The sequence below is a fragment of the Cytobacillus sp. QJM3NY_8 genome, assembly GCF_056173585.1.
Window position 1 is genome coordinate 204,376 of sequence record NZ_CM149681.1, and the last position, 15,923, is coordinate 220,298.

The following is a 15,923-nucleotide window of genomic DNA, read 5'->3' on the forward strand; positions in this document are numbered from 1 at the left end:
GTTAATGAATGACTGGATACATAATAAAACGCCTTATCGCAATGGTCGTCACACTTTGGTTCATTATCACTCTGACTTTTTTCTTAATGCATTCCATACCGGGGTCGCCTTTTAATGAAGAAAGAAATACAAGTGAAGCGGTTCAGCGAAATCTGGAAAAATTCTACCATTTGGATGAACCGCTCTATGTCCAATATGGGATGTACTTGAAGTCCGTTGTGACATTCGACTTTGGGCCATCTATTAAAAAATCTTCCCAGACGGTTAATGAAATGCTCGGACGGGGCTTTCCGGTGTCTTTCGAACTGGGAATCGTCACATTGATCGTGGCGGTTTTTTCGGGAATTGCCCTCGGAATCATAGCTGCCCTCCGGCACAATGGCTTTATTGATTATTTAGCGATGACCATTGCTGTTCTGGGAATATCGGTGCCAAACTTTGTGCTTGCCACACTGTTAATTCAGCAGCTTGCTGTCAACCTGGCAATCCTGCCGGTGGCTACCTGGTCAAGTCCGAAGCATATGATACTGCCGACTCTGGCGCTTGCGACAGGGCCCATGGCGATTATCGCCCGTCTGACACGTTCAAGCATGCTGGAGGTGCTGACGCAGGATTACATAAAAACGGCCAAAGCAAAAGGCTTATCACCAGTGAAAATTGTGTTTAAGCATGCACTGAGGAATGCCCTCCTGCCTGTCGTAACTGTATTGGGATCCTTGGCAGCAAGCATTTTGACAGGTACGTTTGTCATTGAAAAAATCTTTGCCATTCCTGGAATGGGAAAGTATTTTGTAGAAAGCATCAATACACGTGATTATCCCGTCATAATGGGGACCACCGTTTTTTACAGTTCAATATTGATTATTATGCTGTTCCTTGTGGACATTGCATATGGAATTTTAGACCCGAGAATTAAGCTTCACAAAAAGGAGGCGAGCTAATGGAACTGCGCAAACAGCATGATAACCGCAACCTTGCACCCGATATTCCGGATGACTGGTTTGTGCCTAAGGCCAAGGACCAGGATGCAGCGGAAGCAGTTGTAAGGCCGAGCCTTTCCTATTGGCAGGATGCATGGCGCCGGCTTTTGAAAAATAAGCTGGCAATGGCAGGGCTATTCTTTCTTATTGCTTTAGCCTTTATGTCTATTTTTGGACCCATGCTTTCCCCGCATAGTGTATCTGAGCAGTCTCTGACTAATCAGAACCTTCCGCCATCATCGAAGTATTGGTTCGGCACTGACGAGCTGGGCAGAGATGTATTCGCCAGAACATGGTATGGTGCAAGAATTTCCTTATTCGTGGGAATCGTTGCTGCCATGATTGATTTTGCAATCGGAGTCATCTATGGCGGGATTGCCGGCTATAAAGGCGGCAGAACAGATAATGCCATGATGAGGGTTGTGGAAATTCTTTATGGACTTCCTTATTTGCTTGTTGTTATTTTAATCAGCGTCGTAATGGGACCTGGTTTGTTCACTATTATATTTGCCCTTTCTGTGACGGGCTGGGTTGGGATGGCCCGGATTGTCCGCGGGCAGGTTCTGCAGATTAAGAACTATGAATTTGTACTGGCATCAAAGACTTTTGGGACAAAAACTTCGAGGATTATTAAGAAAAACCTGCTTCCGAATACGATGGGCCCTATTATTGTACAGATGACACTTACCGTTCCTTCAGCCATCTTTGCAGAGGCTTTCCTGAGCTTTCTGGGATTAGGCATTCAGCCTCCTTTTGCCAGCTGGGGATCCATGGCCAATGATGGGCTGTCTACAATTCTATCAGGTCACTGGTGGCGCCTGTTCTTCCCTGCCTTTTTCATCTCCCTGACCATGTTTTCGTTTAATGTGCTGGGAGACGGATTGCAGGATGCCCTTGATCCAAAGTTAAGGAGGTAGCAGCATGGAGAAAGTACTGGAAGTAAAAGACCTGCATGTCACATTTACCACTTATGGCGGTGAAGTCCAGGCTGTAAGGGGAGTAACATTTGATCTGTATAAGGGGGAAACCCTTGCAATTGTCGGTGAATCCGGCTGCGGGAAAAGCGTGACTTCCCAGAGCATCATGCGGCTGATTCCCTCCCCGCCCGGGAGAATAGCTGATGGCGCTGTCCTTTTTAAAGGGAAGGATCTGACCAAATTAAAAGAGTCTGAAATGCGGAATATTCGCGGTGCAGACATTTCGATGATCTTTCAGGATCCAATGACGGCTTTGAACCCTACTATTACCATTGGGGAGCAAATTATAGAAGGAATTATGCAGCATGAACCCATTTCCCGGCAGGATGCCCGTAAAAAGGCCCTGGAAATGCTTAATTTAGTTGGGATTCCAAATCCGTCCGAAAGATTGAAGCATTATCCCCACCAGTTCAGCGGAGGGATGAGGCAGCGGATTGTGATTGCCATGGCCCTTGTCTGTGCGCCCGAAGTGCTAATTGCCGATGAACCTACAACCGCACTTGATGTGACCATACAAGCACAAATATTGGATTTGTTTAAAGATATCCAGAAGAAAACTGGAGTATCCATTATCATCATTACCCATGACCTTGGTGTTGTCGCTCAAGTAGCGGACCGCATTGCCGTCATGTACGCAGGAAAAATAGTGGAAGCCGGAGAACGAAGGGAAATCTTCTACAATCCACAGCATCCCTATACGAAAGGCCTGCTGAATTCAGTTCCGCGTCTTGATCTTGACGGAGCCGATCTAGTTCCCATTGGCGGATCCCCGCCGGATTTATTCGCTCCGCCGGCCGGCTGCCCGTTTGCTGCCCGATGTGGCTTCGCAATGGAAGTATGTGACCGGGTTTATCCATATAAAACTCATATAAGCCGTGATCATCATGTAGATTGCTGGCTCCAGGATGAACGGGCACAGAAAATGCTTGCATCCGTAAAATAGGTTTTTCCTTTCACAGTGCTGGATCAGCACAGTGAAAGTTATGATTCTATCAGCTGTCAAACAGGCAGCTGATAGATAAAGAAATATATTTTAAGAGGGGGAAAAAGAATGAAAAAGTTTTTATCACTGCTGCTGGCAGGTGTATTGCTGTTTGTCATGGCAGCCTGTACGGCAAATGAAAATGCCGGCAAAGAAACAGACAGCAAGGATGATGGCAAGAAAGAAGAAGAAAGTGCTGAAAAAGTGCTTTATTTGAACAATGGCCAGGAGCCGACTTCGTTTGATCCTCCTATCGGCTTTGACTCTGTTTCCTGGAGCGCACTGAATAACTTGATGGAAGGTTTGACCCGTCTGGGGCAAGATCATGAACCAGAAGCAGCAATTGCTGAAAAATGGGATATCTCAGAAGATGGAAAGGTTTATACCTTTCATATCCGTGAGGATGCAAAATGGTCAAATGGTGATCCTGTAACTGCAGGTGACTTCGAATTTGCATGGAAGCGCCTTTTAAATCCTGATACAGGTTCTTCAGCCGCTTTCCTTGGTTACTTCATTGAAGGCGGAGAAGCTTATAACAATGGGGAAGGATCAGCTGATGATGTAAAAGTAAAAGCAGTTGATGACAAAACATTTGAAGTTACTTTAGTTAGTCCGCAAGCTTACTTCTTAAGTGTAATCACTAACCCTGCATTTTTCCCAATTAACGAAAAAGTTGCAACAGAAAACCCGAAGTGGTTTGCTGAAGCTGAATCTTTTGTCGGAAATGGTCCTTTTAACTTAACGGAATGGGAGCATGACAGCCATTTTGTGATGGAGAAAAACGATCAATATTGGGATGCTGAGACTGTAAAGCTTGATAAAATTCACTGGGCAATCATTGATGATACAAATACAGAATATCAAATGTATCAATCGGGAGAACTGGATGTATCGGATGTACCTTCTGAGCTAAGCGAGCAGCTGCTGGGAGAAGCAAAAGTTGAAGACCAGGCTGGAGATTATTTTTATCGATTTAATGTAAACATGGAGCCATTCCAAAATCTAAACATCCGTAAAGCATTTGCGATGGCAGTGGACCAGCAGCAAATTGTTGATTTCGTCACAAAGAATGGCGAAAAGCCAGCATATGGATTTGTTTCATATGGTTTTACTGATCCTTCAGGAAAAGATTTCCGTGAGGTGTCGGGAGATCTTGTAAAAACAAATGCAGAAGAAGCGAAGGCATTACTTGAAAAAGGCATGGAAGAAGAAGGATATGATAAGCTTCCAGAAGTTACCTTAACATACAGCACGGATGATACACACAAGAAAATAGCTGAAGCACTTCAGCAAATGTTCAAAGAAAACCTTGGCGTGGAAGTAAAGCTTGCCAACATGGAATGGAATGTATTCGCTGAAGAACAAAAAGCGCTTAAATTCCAATTATCACGAAGCTCATTCCTTGCTGACTACGCAGATCCTATCAACTTCCTTGAAAACTTCCAGACAGGTCATTCCATGAACCGCACCGGCTGGAGCAATGAGAAATACGATCAGCTGATTAAAGATGCAAAGAATGAAGCTGATGAAGCCAAACGCTTTGAACTAATGTATGAAGCAGAAAAAATCTTATTTGAAGAAATGCCGATTATCCCTATCCATTTCTACAACCAGGTTTATCTTTATAATGATGCTGTTTCAGGAATCGTCCGCCATCCGGTTGGATACATGGAGCTTAAATGGGCAGATAAGAAGTAATGCTTCTTCTGCTTGATTTGAAAAAAGGGGTGTTCGTGCGAACATCCCTTTTTTTCGAAATATAAACTTTTGAGAATTTGGATCTTTGAACTTTGATAACTGTCTAGCTCCGAGCGCCATCGGCTCAAGGTCTGAAGCTTGGCTAAATGCGGCTCCCTAAGCAGTCGCCTTCATTTTTCGGGCAATCACTTCTGAAGGCAAAAAACGCCTTCTGCCTAGGGCTTGTCTTAAGCTTGTCGCCGCTCTGCGCTTTTCAAATTATTTCCCGAAAAATAATACATTTTCTCGAATTTTAGCTTATATCCTCGACAATTATTTCATTTCCCAAACAATGCTTTTGCTGAAGGAGCATATAATGCTAATAAACAACTAAAAGGATGTGGCAGCATGGCAATGAAACCTCAGCGCCTGGAAAAAGGCGATGCGATTGGAATTATAGCACCGGCAAGTCCGCCCAATCAGGAAAACCTGAAGCGATCCCTGGCCTTTTTGGATGAGCTTGGCGTAAAAGTAAAAATGGGCGATCATGTAACTGATCAATATGGATACCTTGCCGGAAATGACGAGGACCGGCTGGCAGATTTACATAAAATGTTTTTGGATAAGGAAGTCAAAGCCATCATTTGCGCGGGCGGCGGCTATGGCACAGGGAGAATTGCGTCCCAAATTGACTACAGCCTGATTAAAGAAAACCCGAAAATTTTCTGGGGCTACAGTGATATTACATTCCTGCACACCGCAATCCGCCAGCAGACGGGATTAGTCACCTTCCATGGCCCGATGCTGGCATCCGATATTGGCAAGGAGGATGCGGATCCGCTATCAAAGCAATATTTTAACCAGTTATTTGAGCCAGTAACGCTTGACTATCCAGAAGGGATTTCAAATCTGGAGACAATGGTAAGCGGCAGGGCTTCGGGAGTCTTAACGGGCGGAAATTTGTCTCTCTTGGCCAGTACGATAGGGACACCCTATGAAATAGATACAAAAGATAAGCTTGTTCTTATTGAAGACATCAATGAAGAGCCCCGTGCGGTCGACCGCATGCTAAACCAGCTGCATATGGCCGGGAAGCTTGAGGATGCGGCCGGCTTTATCATCGGGGACTTTAATAATTGCGTCCCTGAAAGAGAACTTTCCTTAGAACTGGATGAAGTACTGGATACTTATATAAAAAGGGTGAATAAGCCGGCTGTAAAAGGCTTTAATATCGGCCATTGCTCTCCGCATATTTCTGTGCCTTTAGGTGTAATGGCAGAATTGGATGCTGCCGGTAAAAAGCTGATAATCGAAAGCGGCGTTAAGTAAAAGGGTGGTATAGATGAAAATAAACACGATCGAAACATTTAGAGCTGCGGTACCACTGAAAAAACCATTTAAAACAGCTTTGAGAACGGTTGAGACAGCAGAAACGATTGTTGTAAAAGTAACTTGCGATAACGGTATTGCCGGCTGGGGGGAGGCCCCTCCAACTGTGGTGATCACAGGAGACAGCCTATCAAGCATCGAATCCGCCATTCATCAGGTATTAAAGCCGATGCTGGTCAATAAGAGTCTCCTAAACTATGAGGATATCTTCCAGGGAATTCAGTCTGCTTTAATAGGAAATTCAAGTGCAAAGGCTGCAGTGGATATGGCATTGTATGATTGTCTTGCACAGCAGTGCAAACTGCCCCTATATCAGTTTTTAGGCGGACATAAAAATGAGGTGGAAACGGATTATACGGTAAGCGTCAATGGCCCGGAGGAAATGGGAGAAGATGCTGTTTCCTATGTTCAGCAGGGCTTTAATGTCCTTAAGGTGAAGGTTGGCAAGGATGATATTTTAACAGATATTGAGAGAATTAGAGAAATCCGCACACGAGTCGGATCAAAGATTAAAATCCGGCTGGATGCCAATCAGGGCTGGAAATCAAAGGATGCTATCTATGCCATCCGAAAAATGGAAGCTTTGGACTTGAATATTGAGCTTGTCGAACAGCCTGTGAAGGCCTGGGATATAGAGGGCCTTAAGCAGGTTACCGATGCGGTTGATACACCGATTATGGCAGACGAAAGTGTCTTTTCCCCGAAGCAGGCTTTTGAAGTCATTAAAACGCGAAGTGCTGATTTAATCAATATTAAGCTGATGAAATCAGGCGGCATTTATCAGGCGCAGATCATCAATCAGCTCGCTGAAGTCTGCGGGATGGAGTGCATGGTGGGCAGCATGATTGAGACCAAGATCGGCATTACGGCAGCAGCCCATTTTGCCGCAAGCAAAAAGAATATAACCCGTTTTGATTTTGACGCTCCATTGATGATGGCAAAAGAAATTGTGGAAGGCGGAATCCATTATTCCGGCCGTAAAATCACCCTGCCGTCGGAACATGGTCTGGGCATCAGGAATGTATCGTTAATAGTGAACAAGCAGGAACTGACTTCCTGATAAATCATGAAAAGGAGGAATTTGTTTTGGCAATTCAGCAAAAATGGCTGGTATCGGTTCCTGTAGCAACCTTGTGGACATCAAGCGATTCATCAAGAGAAATTGACTTTGAAGCGATCACCAATCCAGTTAATCTGGATTCCTGGCTTGGAAAGCTCACATATGAGCCCCGGCTTGAACTTTGCGAAGGGAATCTTGTTCAATCACAAGTTCTGTACGGAGAAGAAGTGATTGTATTGGAGGAGAAGGATGGGTGGGTTCATGTTGTTGTCCCGGGCCAGCCTTCTTCTAAGGACGAGAGAGGATATCCCGGATGGGTGCCGAAAGCCCAGCTGACTAAAAATGAAGATTGGAAGCTTGGTAGCAGAAAGGCTGCGGTCATTCAGAAGAAAAAGGCAACCCTCTATTCTAATGACAGAGAGCCGGAACTTATACTAAGCTATCAAACCATACTCCCGGTGTTAAGAGAAGAAGCTGAGTGGATTCAGGTGCAGACACCTGAGGGAGCAGGATATCTAAAACCTGAAGATGTGCAGGTGTATGAAACAATCGGAGCTATACGGAAAGGCAGCGGAAAAGACATCATCGATGCGGGGGAACAATTTATAGGCCTGCCATATCTATGGGGCGGCATGAGCAGCTTTGGGTATGACTGCTCAGGATTCAGCTATTCTATGTGCAAAGCAAATGGATTTATCATCCCCCGTGATGCCCATGATCAGGCGGAAGCAGGGGATCCGGTTGAACTTGACGCCATTGAACCCGGGGACTTATTATTTTTTGCTTATGAAGAAGGAAAAGGCAAACTCCATCATGTTGGCATCTATTATGGTGATGGGAAGCTGCTTCATTCTCCTAATACCGGTAAAACCATCGAAATTATCGACTTGAAAGACACCATCTATGAAAAGGAATTATGTGCAGCTAGACGTTACTGGCAAGAGACGGGGGAATAAATATGTCAAAAGAAGCACTGTTAAAGGTCAATAATTTGAAGAAGCATTTTTCAATGGGGAAAGGACAGACTCTGAAGGCCGTTGATGATGTCTCCTTTCATATCAAACAAGGAGAAACCTTCGGGATTGTCGGCGAATCCGGCTGCGGAAAGTCAACCGCAGGGCGTACAATTATTGGTTTATATAACCGTACAGAAGGCGATGTCCTTTATGACGGAAAGAATGTCCATACCATGACTGAAAAAGAAAGGTTTGCTTTTCACAGGAAGATGCAGATGATCTTTCAGGATCCATATGCTTCGTTGAATCCGCGGTCAACCGTCCAGGAGATTATTTCGGAGCCCATGGAAGTGCATGGGTTATATCCGAACAAGAAGGAACGGCTTGAGCGGGTCTATCAGCTTCTGGAGGATGTGGGACTTAACCGCGATCATGCCAACCGCTACCCGCATGAATTCAGCGGCGGACAAAGGCAAAGAATTGGGATTGCCCGTGCATTAGCGCTGGATCCGGAATTCATTATTGCTGATGAGCCGATCTCCGCACTGGATGTATCGGTACAAGCCCAGGTAGTCAACCTGCTTAAGGGGCTCCAAAAGAAAAAAGGCCTGACCTACTTATTTATCGCCCATGATCTCTCGATGGTCAAACATATCAGCGACAGAATTGGCGTTATGTATTTGGGGAATTTAGTGGAATTAACCACAAGCGAAAACTTATATAAAAATCCGCTTCACCCTTATACGCAGGCCTTACTTTCGGCGATTCCCATCCCTGACCCTGATGTTGAGGATCATCGGGAAAGAATCATTTTGGAAGGGGAACTCCCAAGTCCAATGAATCCTCCAAGCGGCTGCGTATTCCGCACGCGCTGTCCTTATGCGATGGAGGCTTGTGCTTCCATGAAGCCTGAGTGGCAGGAGATTGAGAAGGATCATTTTGTGGCCTGCCATTTATATAATGAAAAGGTAACGGGCGACCATAACCGGCCGCAAGTAGCCGCTGCGAAATAACATGAACTTTCTTACTATCAAAGCAGAAATTCTTGATTTGGCCAGCTGCTGTGAAGGACGTGTGGCCGTATACATCCATACAGAGGATGGTGTTATCGAAACAAATGCCGATGATGTTATCTCTTCCGCAAGCTTAATTAAGGTTCCCATTTTACTCGCGGGGCTTTCACAGGCGGAGAATGCCCTGCTTGATCTCGATGAGGAAGCAGAAGTGAAGGATGCTGCCCGGGTTGGCGGAGCCGGGGTATTGCAGGCCATGAGCAAGGGTCTGAAGATGAAGGTTATAGACTTAATGACGCTCATGGTCATTGTATCTGATAATACTGCGACCAATCTCATCATTGAGAGGTTGGGAATAGAGAAAATCAATCAGTTTATCAAAAGTTGGGGGTTTAATTGCACGGAATTAAACAGAAAGATGATGGACTTTGAGGCATTGAAAAACGGCATGGACAACACCACGACTGCCAGGGATATGGTGTATGGCATGAAGGCATTGGCAGAGAATTCGCTTTTATCCGGGAAATTTACAGAAAAAGCACTGGATATATTGGAAAAACAGCAGTATAAGAACAAACTTGCAAACACAATGGACACGGAAAAAGTCAAGGTTGCCAGCAAAACAGGAGAACTACCCGGAATAGAGCATGATTGCGCCATATTTACCCATAAAGGAAACACCGTTTACGCCGCTGTTCTTGTCGACCAGCTTCAAAGTCAGGCAGCTGGAAGAGAAGTACTGTCCGCAATTGGCAGTCGCATTAATCAATATATAACTCATAAATAAGGAACCGTTTACTGAGAACGGTTCCTTATTTATTTATGCAGTTTTTTGCTTTTCAGGAAGAATTAGTGGATCGACGGTCCTCGAAGATAATTCGTGCGCTAGGCGCTTCACTTTCAAAATTATTTATGATGGAAAGGGCATTTCCCTTCGATTGGTTTAATGTCATCACCGATAAAGTATTGTTTCCACTCACGGTGTTCGGGATCGCCATAATGGCTGATGTTTGGATGGGTAGGGAGGCCATCCCATTTTTCAACCCGTTCCCTTACTTTTTCCCTGGACATGATGCCGCCTTTAGAGGTGCCTTCAAGGCCTTCAAAAATGCGGCGCGGCTGGAAGCCCAGTACAAGGCTATTGCCTAAATCCCTCGTCTTTCTCTGCTTGTAGGCAGGCGCATTTCCAAACACAAAGAATGGTTCCTCAGCAAAAGAAAACGCCCATAAGTGGTGGTCAGGATCTGTCGGATAATCCTTAGGCCAAGGCTTTGTATCAACCTTATGCAAATACTGCAGAATATTCCAGAAATATTCTCTGTAATGTTCAAGCGGTTTTTCATCTGTCTCCGGCTCCACAAATACAAACAGGCCATGGCGAATGAGTTTTGGTGCGTCAAAAAGCTCGATAAAGGATTCGAGGGCTCCCGGCAGGTTAGACCAATCTTCCTGTGTAATATAGGCATATCTCAATTCGCCGCGCATTTCAGCAGTCATTCCAAAATAGCACGGGAAGGTTTTATCTGTAACTGTATCATGAAATGTTTTATATTCCTGACAAACCCACTCAGGCACAATCTCGGGGTTAGTCATATCTTCTTTTGTTAAAAGAAACTTACTGGCAGTTTTCATTTTTTCACCTCAGAATGTTTTACTTATGAAATATGTACCCCTTAAAAAGTCCTTTGAAACTAGCTGGGTGGAAAAGGAAATGAAAAAGACAGCCGTGTTGGCTGCCTTAAGCTTTATAAGATTTTCGGTATTTATATTGATTGAGCTGAAAGCGGATAAAACAGCCTATGCAAAATCCAAGAATGGCGACAAATGCTGATAGAGCTACCATAGCTGTAAAAACATATCCTGCAGCTGTCCAGCCCAGAAGAAAGCTGATCAGGCCCAGCGCCAGGCATGCAACGGCAATCACTTGATTAAATTGCTGCTGCTCCCAGTCTTCGGGAATGTAATCAGCAGGATTTTTTCTTAGAAAAAGTTTTGCTGCACGCATAATGGGATTGTAGCCGAACAATAGGCCCATTATACCTGCAAGGAGGGGTATGGCAAGAATCCATGCTTCTCCGGTTAGCCACGAAGCTAAAACACTTAATACGATCGACCATTGATTAGTTCTTACGAGCGGGCGGGGAATAGAAACAGGTGTATTTGCCAATTATATTCCGACCTTTCTCATTGGTTTTATAGGTATTAATAGTTTACTTAAATTGCAAATTTTTGTGAAGAGAAAAAGCTTGGGAAAATAAAAATAGTCCGTTATGAAGGACAATATCGAAAAGAACCCTGCGCTACTTCGGACAGTAGGAGGTGAATTCTGGTCAAGAGAGTCCGAACCCGGTGCAACTTCGGACAGGAGAAGAAGAAATCCGCAGGAGAGAGTCCGAACCCGGTGCAACTTCGGACAGGAGAAGAAGAAATCCGCAGGAGAGAGTCCGAACCCGGTGCAACTTCGGACAGGAGAAGAAGAAATCCGCAGGAGAGAGTCCGAACCCGGTGCAACTTCAGACAGGAGAAGAAGATTCGCAGGAGAGAGTCCGAACTCATGCAACAGCCTTTAAAGAAAAAAGACTTTGGAATGGATTCCAAAGTCTCCTGAAAAATTTTATCCGTAAAAACACGTTACGTGCTAAAACGATTCTTTGCTGCTTTTTTTAATGTGAACTGCGGAATGCTGATTCCGATCAGGATCAGCACGATTCCGAAAGTCTGTGCTTCTGAAATTCTTTCGCCAAGAATCAGCATGGCAGCAGCAACAGCGGCCGGGAGTTCGGCAGAACCTACAATTGTGGCAAGACCTGAATCTAAATGAGGTGAGCCGATTGCAAAAAATACAATTGGGAAAATAGCCCCGAACAATGCCATCAGCAGCCCGAATTTCCATAGGCCCTCAAGCTGGATGCCACCGCTTATTAAAACGGGGCCTGAAAAAGCTGCAACCAGAAGAAGTCCGCCAAACGTGATGAAGATGCTCCTCTGGATGGTTGGAATTCCTTTACCTGCCTTGCCGCTTGCAAAAATGAATACGGCAAATGTTACCGCAGATAATAAGCCATAGATCAGTCCCTCAGCTTGAATAGGATGTGACCCGGAATTAATCAGGTTGCTTGCAAATACAGTCCCTATAATTAGCAAAATCGAAGAAATGATTTTTGCTTTGCTGGGCATCTTTTTTTCATATAGAGCTTCTAAAAGAATTCCTATCCAGGTGAACTGAAATAAGAGGACAACAGCGATGGAGGCCGGATTCCGATCAAGGCTCATTCCATACAGAATGCCTGTTAAACTTAGGGAAGCACCGGTCAATAACAAAGCTGCTGTTTGTTGAAGGGTGATTTTTGTTTTTTTGATAAATGGGAAAGAAAGCAACAGCAAAAGGAGCCCAAATAAATATTGGCTTCCGGTCAATTCAGGAACAGAGTAGCCGGCCTGGAGTCCGAGTTTCACAATGGATGCCAGAATGCCATAACTGCATGCGCCAAGAAAAATGAATAATGAATATTTTAAGTTTCCCATTATGGATACTCCCTTCTGAAGATGATATCAGGCAATCAGGTCAATCATAACATCTCAGTAAGTCTTTAGGGGAAGATTTTTTCTGCACAAAAATAAGAGCCAGTGATTTTTCTCACTGACTCTTTCTTAATTATCGATTATTCTCCTAAGTAGGCATTTAACATCCAAATATGCGTATCCAATTTTTCCATAAGACCGATGGCAAAGTCGCCTGTCACTTGATCTTCCTGCTCCTCAGCAAGCTGTGCTAAAGAAATTAATTGTTCTTTAATATGTCTATAATCGGAAGCAAGAGCGGCAACCATATCTTCTGCTTTCTTTTCCCCATTAGACTCTTCAAGAGTAGTGATGCTTAAGAACTCCTTAAGTGTCGCTGCCGGTGAGCCGCCGATGGCTAGCAGGCGTTCGGCTGCCTCATCCACAACTTCAGCTGCTTCATTATATAATTCTTCGAACTTTTCATGAAGGGTAAAGAAAAGCGGGCCTTTTACAAACCAGTGGTAGCGGTGCAATTTAGTATAAAGAACACTCCAGTTTGCGATTTGTACATTTAATGCTGCATGTAATTTTTCCATTTTTATATTCCCCCTAAGTCATTTATATATTTATTATAACAAATATCAAATTAAAATCAATACTTATTTATAATAATTATAAATAAGCAAATTCAAAATCCACAGTATAACCATGGCTGATTATGGTAAAGTGATATAGTACCGCTTAATAGGCAAGACATACAGGTTAGTGAGGATTTTTTAATGGAATATCTCTTATTTATTACGCTCGGAGCGCTTATTAGTGTGCTCTCTGGTTTTTTTGGGGTAGGCGGGGGATTCATTCTTACTCCGACACTCATGCTGTTTGGCTTTTCTCCGGTAGAAGCAATCACAACGAGTTTGCTTTTTTCAATTGGTACCTCTCTTTCAGGCATCTTCGCTCATATCAGGATGAAGAATATATGGCTTAAGCAAGGGCTGATTCTTGGACTAAGCGGTATGGCAGCTACTCAGGCCGCCCATCCCTTTGTGCTGTTTCTTGAGGAAAAGGGCTGGGATGCGTGGGCAGTTCCTTTGTTTTATATCATTCTGCTGTCTTATTTTGCTTTGGGCATGTTAAAAAGAGGGAAAAAATCAGCCAATGCCGCTCCGTCATCTGAACATTCTCCATCCATTGTGAAAATGGTTCTGATTGGATTTTTTGCAGGATTTGTTTCTACGACATTAGGTGTGGGCGGCGGCTTTATTATGGTGCCTTTATCGGTTGCCTATTTAGGGATGATGCCGAAGAAAGCAGTAGGAACCAGCTTGTTTGCTATCATGTTAATCGTATCTGCAGGCTTTCTATCCTACGCTTCCACTGTCAGCATTGATTATTGGATTGGCATTTCACTCGTAACAGGAGGCCTGATAGGGTCACAATTTGGAGCGAAGCTTACCTCCTATTTTGAAAACGAAGAAATCACCTATATGCTCGGAGCCTTATATATGGCTACAGTGGCAAGTGTGATTCTGAAATTAATACATTTGAATTATACCGGCTTAGTGCTGATGGCCATTTTTGTCGGCGGCTTTTTAGTAAGAAGCCTTGTGAAAATGCATAAAGCAAATGCCCGCACAAAGGCAAAAAAGGAGAGACCATAATGGCCTCTCCTTTTACATTTGCCGGGGCACCTTCATGCCGAGTGTCTGCATCCCGTCGGAAAGAACAATTGTGACTGCTTTGACAAGGGCAAGTCTTGATTTGATGCTGTTATCCTTTTCTAATATTCTTACCTGTCCGTAATATTTATTGAAGGCTTGAGCCACATCAATCAAATATTTAGCCAGGACAGAAGGGGAAAGCTGCATATAAGATTGTCTGATTTTTTCAGGATACTGATAGAGCAGCTTGATAATTTCCCAGCTGTAAGAATCAGATAGCCCATTTTCGGCAGATGGAATATCGTCTGCCTTGCGGAGAAGAGAATAGGCCCGGGCATTGGTGTATTGCAGATAGGGTCCTGTTTCTCCTTCAAATGTCAGCATATCTTCAAGTGAAAATTCAATATTATTCATGCGGTCATTTTTCAGATCATGGAACAGAATAGCCCCGATGCCGACTGCTTCAGCGACTTCATCTTTGTTTTCCAAGCCGGGATTTTTAGCTTCGATATTGGTCTTTGCCAGAAGGATTGCTTCATTCAGGACCTCCTCAAGAAGGATGACTCTGCCTTTTCGGGTAGACATCTTTTTCCCATCTTTTAAATAGAGGCCAAAAGGGACATGTGTCATATTATCCGCCCACTCATAACCCATCTTTTTAATAACGCTTTTAACCTGCCTGAAATGGATGCTCTGTTCCTGACCGACAATGTATAGGGAATGATCAAACTGATAGGTTTCTTTTCTATAAAAAGCTGCAGCGAGATCCCGTGTTGCATACAGAGTCGCTCCGTCGGATTTTTTTATCAGGCATGGAGGAAGGTCTTCATCAGGCAGTTGAACCACCTCTGCGCCATCAGACTCAGCCAGCAGGTCTTTTGCCATGAGTTCCTCTATGACGGGTTCCATTTTATCATTATAAAAAGCTTCACCATTGTATGAGTCGAAATGAATGCCAAGCATATCATAAACCCGCTGGAATTCTTTCAATGATTCTTCTCTAAACCAGCTCCAGAGTGCCTGAGCTTGCTCATTTCCGTTTTCAAGCTCTTTGAACCAGGAACGCGCTTCATCTTCAAGGGCTGGGTTAGCTTCTGCTTCTTCATGGAAGCGTATATATAGGCTAAGCAGTTCCTTTATGGGATTTTCCTTCACTTTATCCGGGCTGCCCCACTTTGTATAAGCGGTGATCAGCTTGCCGAATTGTGTGCCCCAGTCGCCTAAGTGGTTGATTCTGACCGCTGTATAACCGCATTTTTCGGCCAGGCTGCCGAGGGCGTTTCCAATGACCGTAGACCGCAAATGGCCCATGGAGAAGGGCTTTGCGATGTTTGGCGAAGAGAAATCAAGCACGGCTGTTTTGCCTGCGCCATCATTCAGCTGTCCATATTCTTTTCCTTCGTTCAAAATTTTTTCCATTATGACTGCACCGGCTGACTCTTTGGAAAAGAAGATATTAATGTAAGGACCAGCAGCCTCTGCTTTTTCGATATGCGGTCCCTGAATCAGGCACGCTGTCTCGCCAGCAATAGAGGCAGGTGACTTCCTGAATGCTTTTGCAAGTGTAAAACAGGGAAAAGCAAGATCGCCATGTGCCGGATTCTTTGGCGTTTCGATTAAGTCCGCAATTGCTTCGTCAGAAAGCTGCCCATTCAGCACTGAAGCCAGCTGAGCTGTGAAAATAGCTTTGAAATTGATCATATTAACACCTCCTGGAAAATAAA

At 44.2% G+C, this 15,923-nt stretch carries 15 protein-coding genes; 10 read left to right on the forward strand and 5 right to left on the reverse strand.

Annotated features, from left to right (window positions below; translation table 11 throughout):
• Nucleotides 1–8 precede the first annotated feature (8 nt).
• The 9 genes from AC0VZ9_RS01140 to AC0VZ9_RS01180 all read left to right on the forward strand — a co-directional run bounded on the left by AC0VZ9_RS01140 (nucleotide 9) and on the right by AC0VZ9_RS01180 (nucleotide 9,821).
• Nucleotides 9–941, forward strand: coding sequence for an ABC transporter permease (locus AC0VZ9_RS01140; protein ID WP_009336363.1), 933 nt, complete (start codon nucleotides 9–11; stop codon nucleotides 939–941).
• Nucleotides 941–1,897: an ABC transporter permease gene (locus tag AC0VZ9_RS01145; protein WP_009336362.1), complete on the forward strand. Its 957-nt coding sequence runs from the start codon at nucleotides 941–943 to the stop codon at nucleotides 1,895–1,897. Before AC0VZ9_RS01140 ends, AC0VZ9_RS01145 begins: the two co-directional genes overlap by 1 nt.
• 4 nt (nucleotides 1,898–1,901) lie before the next feature.
• The gene (locus AC0VZ9_RS01150; protein WP_009336361.1) at nucleotides 1,902–2,900 is read left to right on the forward strand and encodes an ABC transporter ATP-binding protein; all 999 of its coding nucleotides are present in this window, start codon (nucleotides 1,902–1,904) and stop codon (nucleotides 2,898–2,900) included.
• A 108-nt stretch (nucleotides 2,901–3,008) separates the two neighbouring features.
• Complete coding sequence (locus AC0VZ9_RS01155) at nucleotides 3,009–4,637, forward strand: peptide ABC transporter substrate-binding protein (RefSeq protein WP_019381217.1); 1,629 nt, start codon at nucleotides 3,009–3,011, stop codon at nucleotides 4,635–4,637.
• A 387-nt stretch (nucleotides 4,638–5,024) separates the two neighbouring features.
• Nucleotides 5,025–5,945: a S66 peptidase family protein gene (locus AC0VZ9_RS01160; RefSeq protein ID WP_019381218.1), complete on the forward strand. Its 921-nt coding sequence runs from the start codon at nucleotides 5,025–5,027 to the stop codon at nucleotides 5,943–5,945.
• Nucleotides 5,946–5,958: 13 nt separating this feature from the next.
• Complete coding sequence (locus AC0VZ9_RS01165; RefSeq protein WP_251175618.1) at nucleotides 5,959–7,065, forward strand: dipeptide epimerase; 1,107 nt, start codon at nucleotides 5,959–5,961, stop codon at nucleotides 7,063–7,065.
• A 26-nt stretch (nucleotides 7,066–7,091) separates the two neighbouring features.
• Nucleotides 7,092–8,021, forward strand: coding sequence for a C40 family peptidase (locus AC0VZ9_RS01170; protein ID WP_009336356.1), 930 nt, complete (start codon nucleotides 7,092–7,094; stop codon nucleotides 8,019–8,021).
• Between the two features lie 2 nt (nucleotides 8,022–8,023).
• Nucleotides 8,024–9,034: an ABC transporter ATP-binding protein gene (locus AC0VZ9_RS01175; protein ID WP_019381220.1), complete on the forward strand. Its 1,011-nt coding sequence runs from the start codon at nucleotides 8,024–8,026 to the stop codon at nucleotides 9,032–9,034.
• Between the two features lies 1 nt (nucleotide 9,035).
• On the forward strand, nucleotides 9,036–9,821 hold the full coding sequence (locus AC0VZ9_RS01180) for a serine hydrolase (RefSeq protein WP_475396972.1): 786 nt from the start codon (nucleotides 9,036–9,038) through the stop codon (nucleotides 9,819–9,821).
• A gap of 119 nt (nucleotides 9,822–9,940) precedes the next feature.
• On the opposite strand, the gene AC0VZ9_RS01185 is transcribed toward AC0VZ9_RS01180, so the two are convergent.
• The 4 genes from AC0VZ9_RS01185 to AC0VZ9_RS01200 all read right to left on the reverse strand — a co-directional run bounded on the left by AC0VZ9_RS01185 (nucleotide 9,941) and on the right by AC0VZ9_RS01200 (nucleotide 13,134).
• Entirely contained in the window at nucleotides 9,941–10,666 is a 726-nt protein-coding gene (locus tag AC0VZ9_RS01185; RefSeq protein WP_251175619.1) for a YqcI/YcgG family protein, read from the reverse strand.
• Nucleotides 10,667–10,772: 106 nt separating this feature from the next.
• Entirely contained in the window at nucleotides 10,773–11,201 is a 429-nt protein-coding gene (locus AC0VZ9_RS01190) for a DUF4395 domain-containing protein (RefSeq protein WP_217027357.1), read from the reverse strand.
• A 464-nt stretch (nucleotides 11,202–11,665) separates the two neighbouring features.
• Entirely contained in the window at nucleotides 11,666–12,559 is an 894-nt protein-coding gene (locus tag AC0VZ9_RS01195) for an EamA family transporter (RefSeq protein ID WP_475396973.1), read from the reverse strand.
• A gap of 137 nt (nucleotides 12,560–12,696) precedes the next feature.
• Nucleotides 12,697–13,134: a Dps family protein gene (locus tag AC0VZ9_RS01200; RefSeq protein ID WP_009336349.1), complete on the reverse strand. Its 438-nt coding sequence runs from the start codon at nucleotides 13,132–13,134 to the stop codon at nucleotides 12,697–12,699.
• Nucleotides 13,135–13,317: 183 nt separating this feature from the next.
• On the opposite strand from AC0VZ9_RS01200, the gene AC0VZ9_RS01205 reads away from it, so the two are divergent.
• Nucleotides 13,318–14,199 carry a sulfite exporter TauE/SafE family protein gene (locus AC0VZ9_RS01205; RefSeq protein WP_009336348.1) on the forward strand — a complete coding sequence of 294 codons (882 nt, stop codon included), beginning with the start codon at nucleotides 13,318–13,320 and terminating at the stop codon, nucleotides 14,197–14,199.
• A 12-nt stretch (nucleotides 14,200–14,211) separates the two neighbouring features.
• Here AC0VZ9_RS01205 and argS read toward each other — a convergent pair whose 3' ends face one another.
• On the reverse strand, nucleotides 14,212–15,897 hold the full coding sequence (argS, locus tag AC0VZ9_RS01210; RefSeq protein WP_175502119.1) for an arginine--tRNA ligase: 1,686 nt from the start codon (nucleotides 15,895–15,897) through the stop codon (nucleotides 14,212–14,214).
• Nucleotides 15,898–15,923 lie beyond the last annotated feature (26 nt).

Excerpts from the sequence above, each read along its gene's own strand:
- AC0VZ9_RS01140 (WP_009336363.1), top strand. The coding sequence starts at position 9 with ATGACTGGATACATAATAAAACGCCTTATCGCAATGGTCGTCACACTT.
- AC0VZ9_RS01145 (WP_009336362.1), top strand. The coding sequence starts at position 941 with ATGGAACTGCGCAAACAGCATGATAACCGCAACCTTGCACCCGATATT.
- AC0VZ9_RS01150 (WP_009336361.1), top strand. The coding sequence starts at position 1,902 with ATGGAGAAAGTACTGGAAGTAAAAGACCTGCATGTCACATTTACCACT.
- AC0VZ9_RS01155 (WP_019381217.1), top strand. The coding sequence starts at position 3,009 with ATGAAAAAGTTTTTATCACTGCTGCTGGCAGGTGTATTGCTGTTTGTC.
- AC0VZ9_RS01160 (WP_019381218.1), top strand. The coding sequence starts at position 5,025 with ATGGCAATGAAACCTCAGCGCCTGGAAAAAGGCGATGCGATTGGAATT.
- AC0VZ9_RS01165 (WP_251175618.1), top strand. The coding sequence starts at position 5,959 with ATGAAAATAAACACGATCGAAACATTTAGAGCTGCGGTACCACTGAAA.
- AC0VZ9_RS01175 (WP_019381220.1), top strand. The coding sequence starts at position 8,024 with ATGTCAAAAGAAGCACTGTTAAAGGTCAATAATTTGAAGAAGCATTTT.
- AC0VZ9_RS01180 (WP_475396972.1), top strand. The coding sequence starts at position 9,036 with ATGAACTTTCTTACTATCAAAGCAGAAATTCTTGATTTGGCCAGCTGC.
- AC0VZ9_RS01185 (WP_251175619.1), bottom strand. The coding sequence starts at position 10,666 with ATGAAAACTGCCAGTAAGTTTCTTTTAACAAAAGAAGATATGACTAAC.
- AC0VZ9_RS01195 (WP_475396973.1), bottom strand. The coding sequence starts at position 12,559 with ATGGGAAACTTAAAATATTCATTATTCATTTTTCTTGGCGCATGCAGT.
- AC0VZ9_RS01200 (WP_009336349.1), bottom strand. The coding sequence starts at position 13,134 with ATGGAAAAATTACATGCAGCATTAAATGTACAAATCGCAAACTGGAGT.
- AC0VZ9_RS01205 (WP_009336348.1), top strand. The coding sequence starts at position 13,318 with ATGGAATATCTCTTATTTATTACGCTCGGAGCGCTTATTAGTGTGCTC.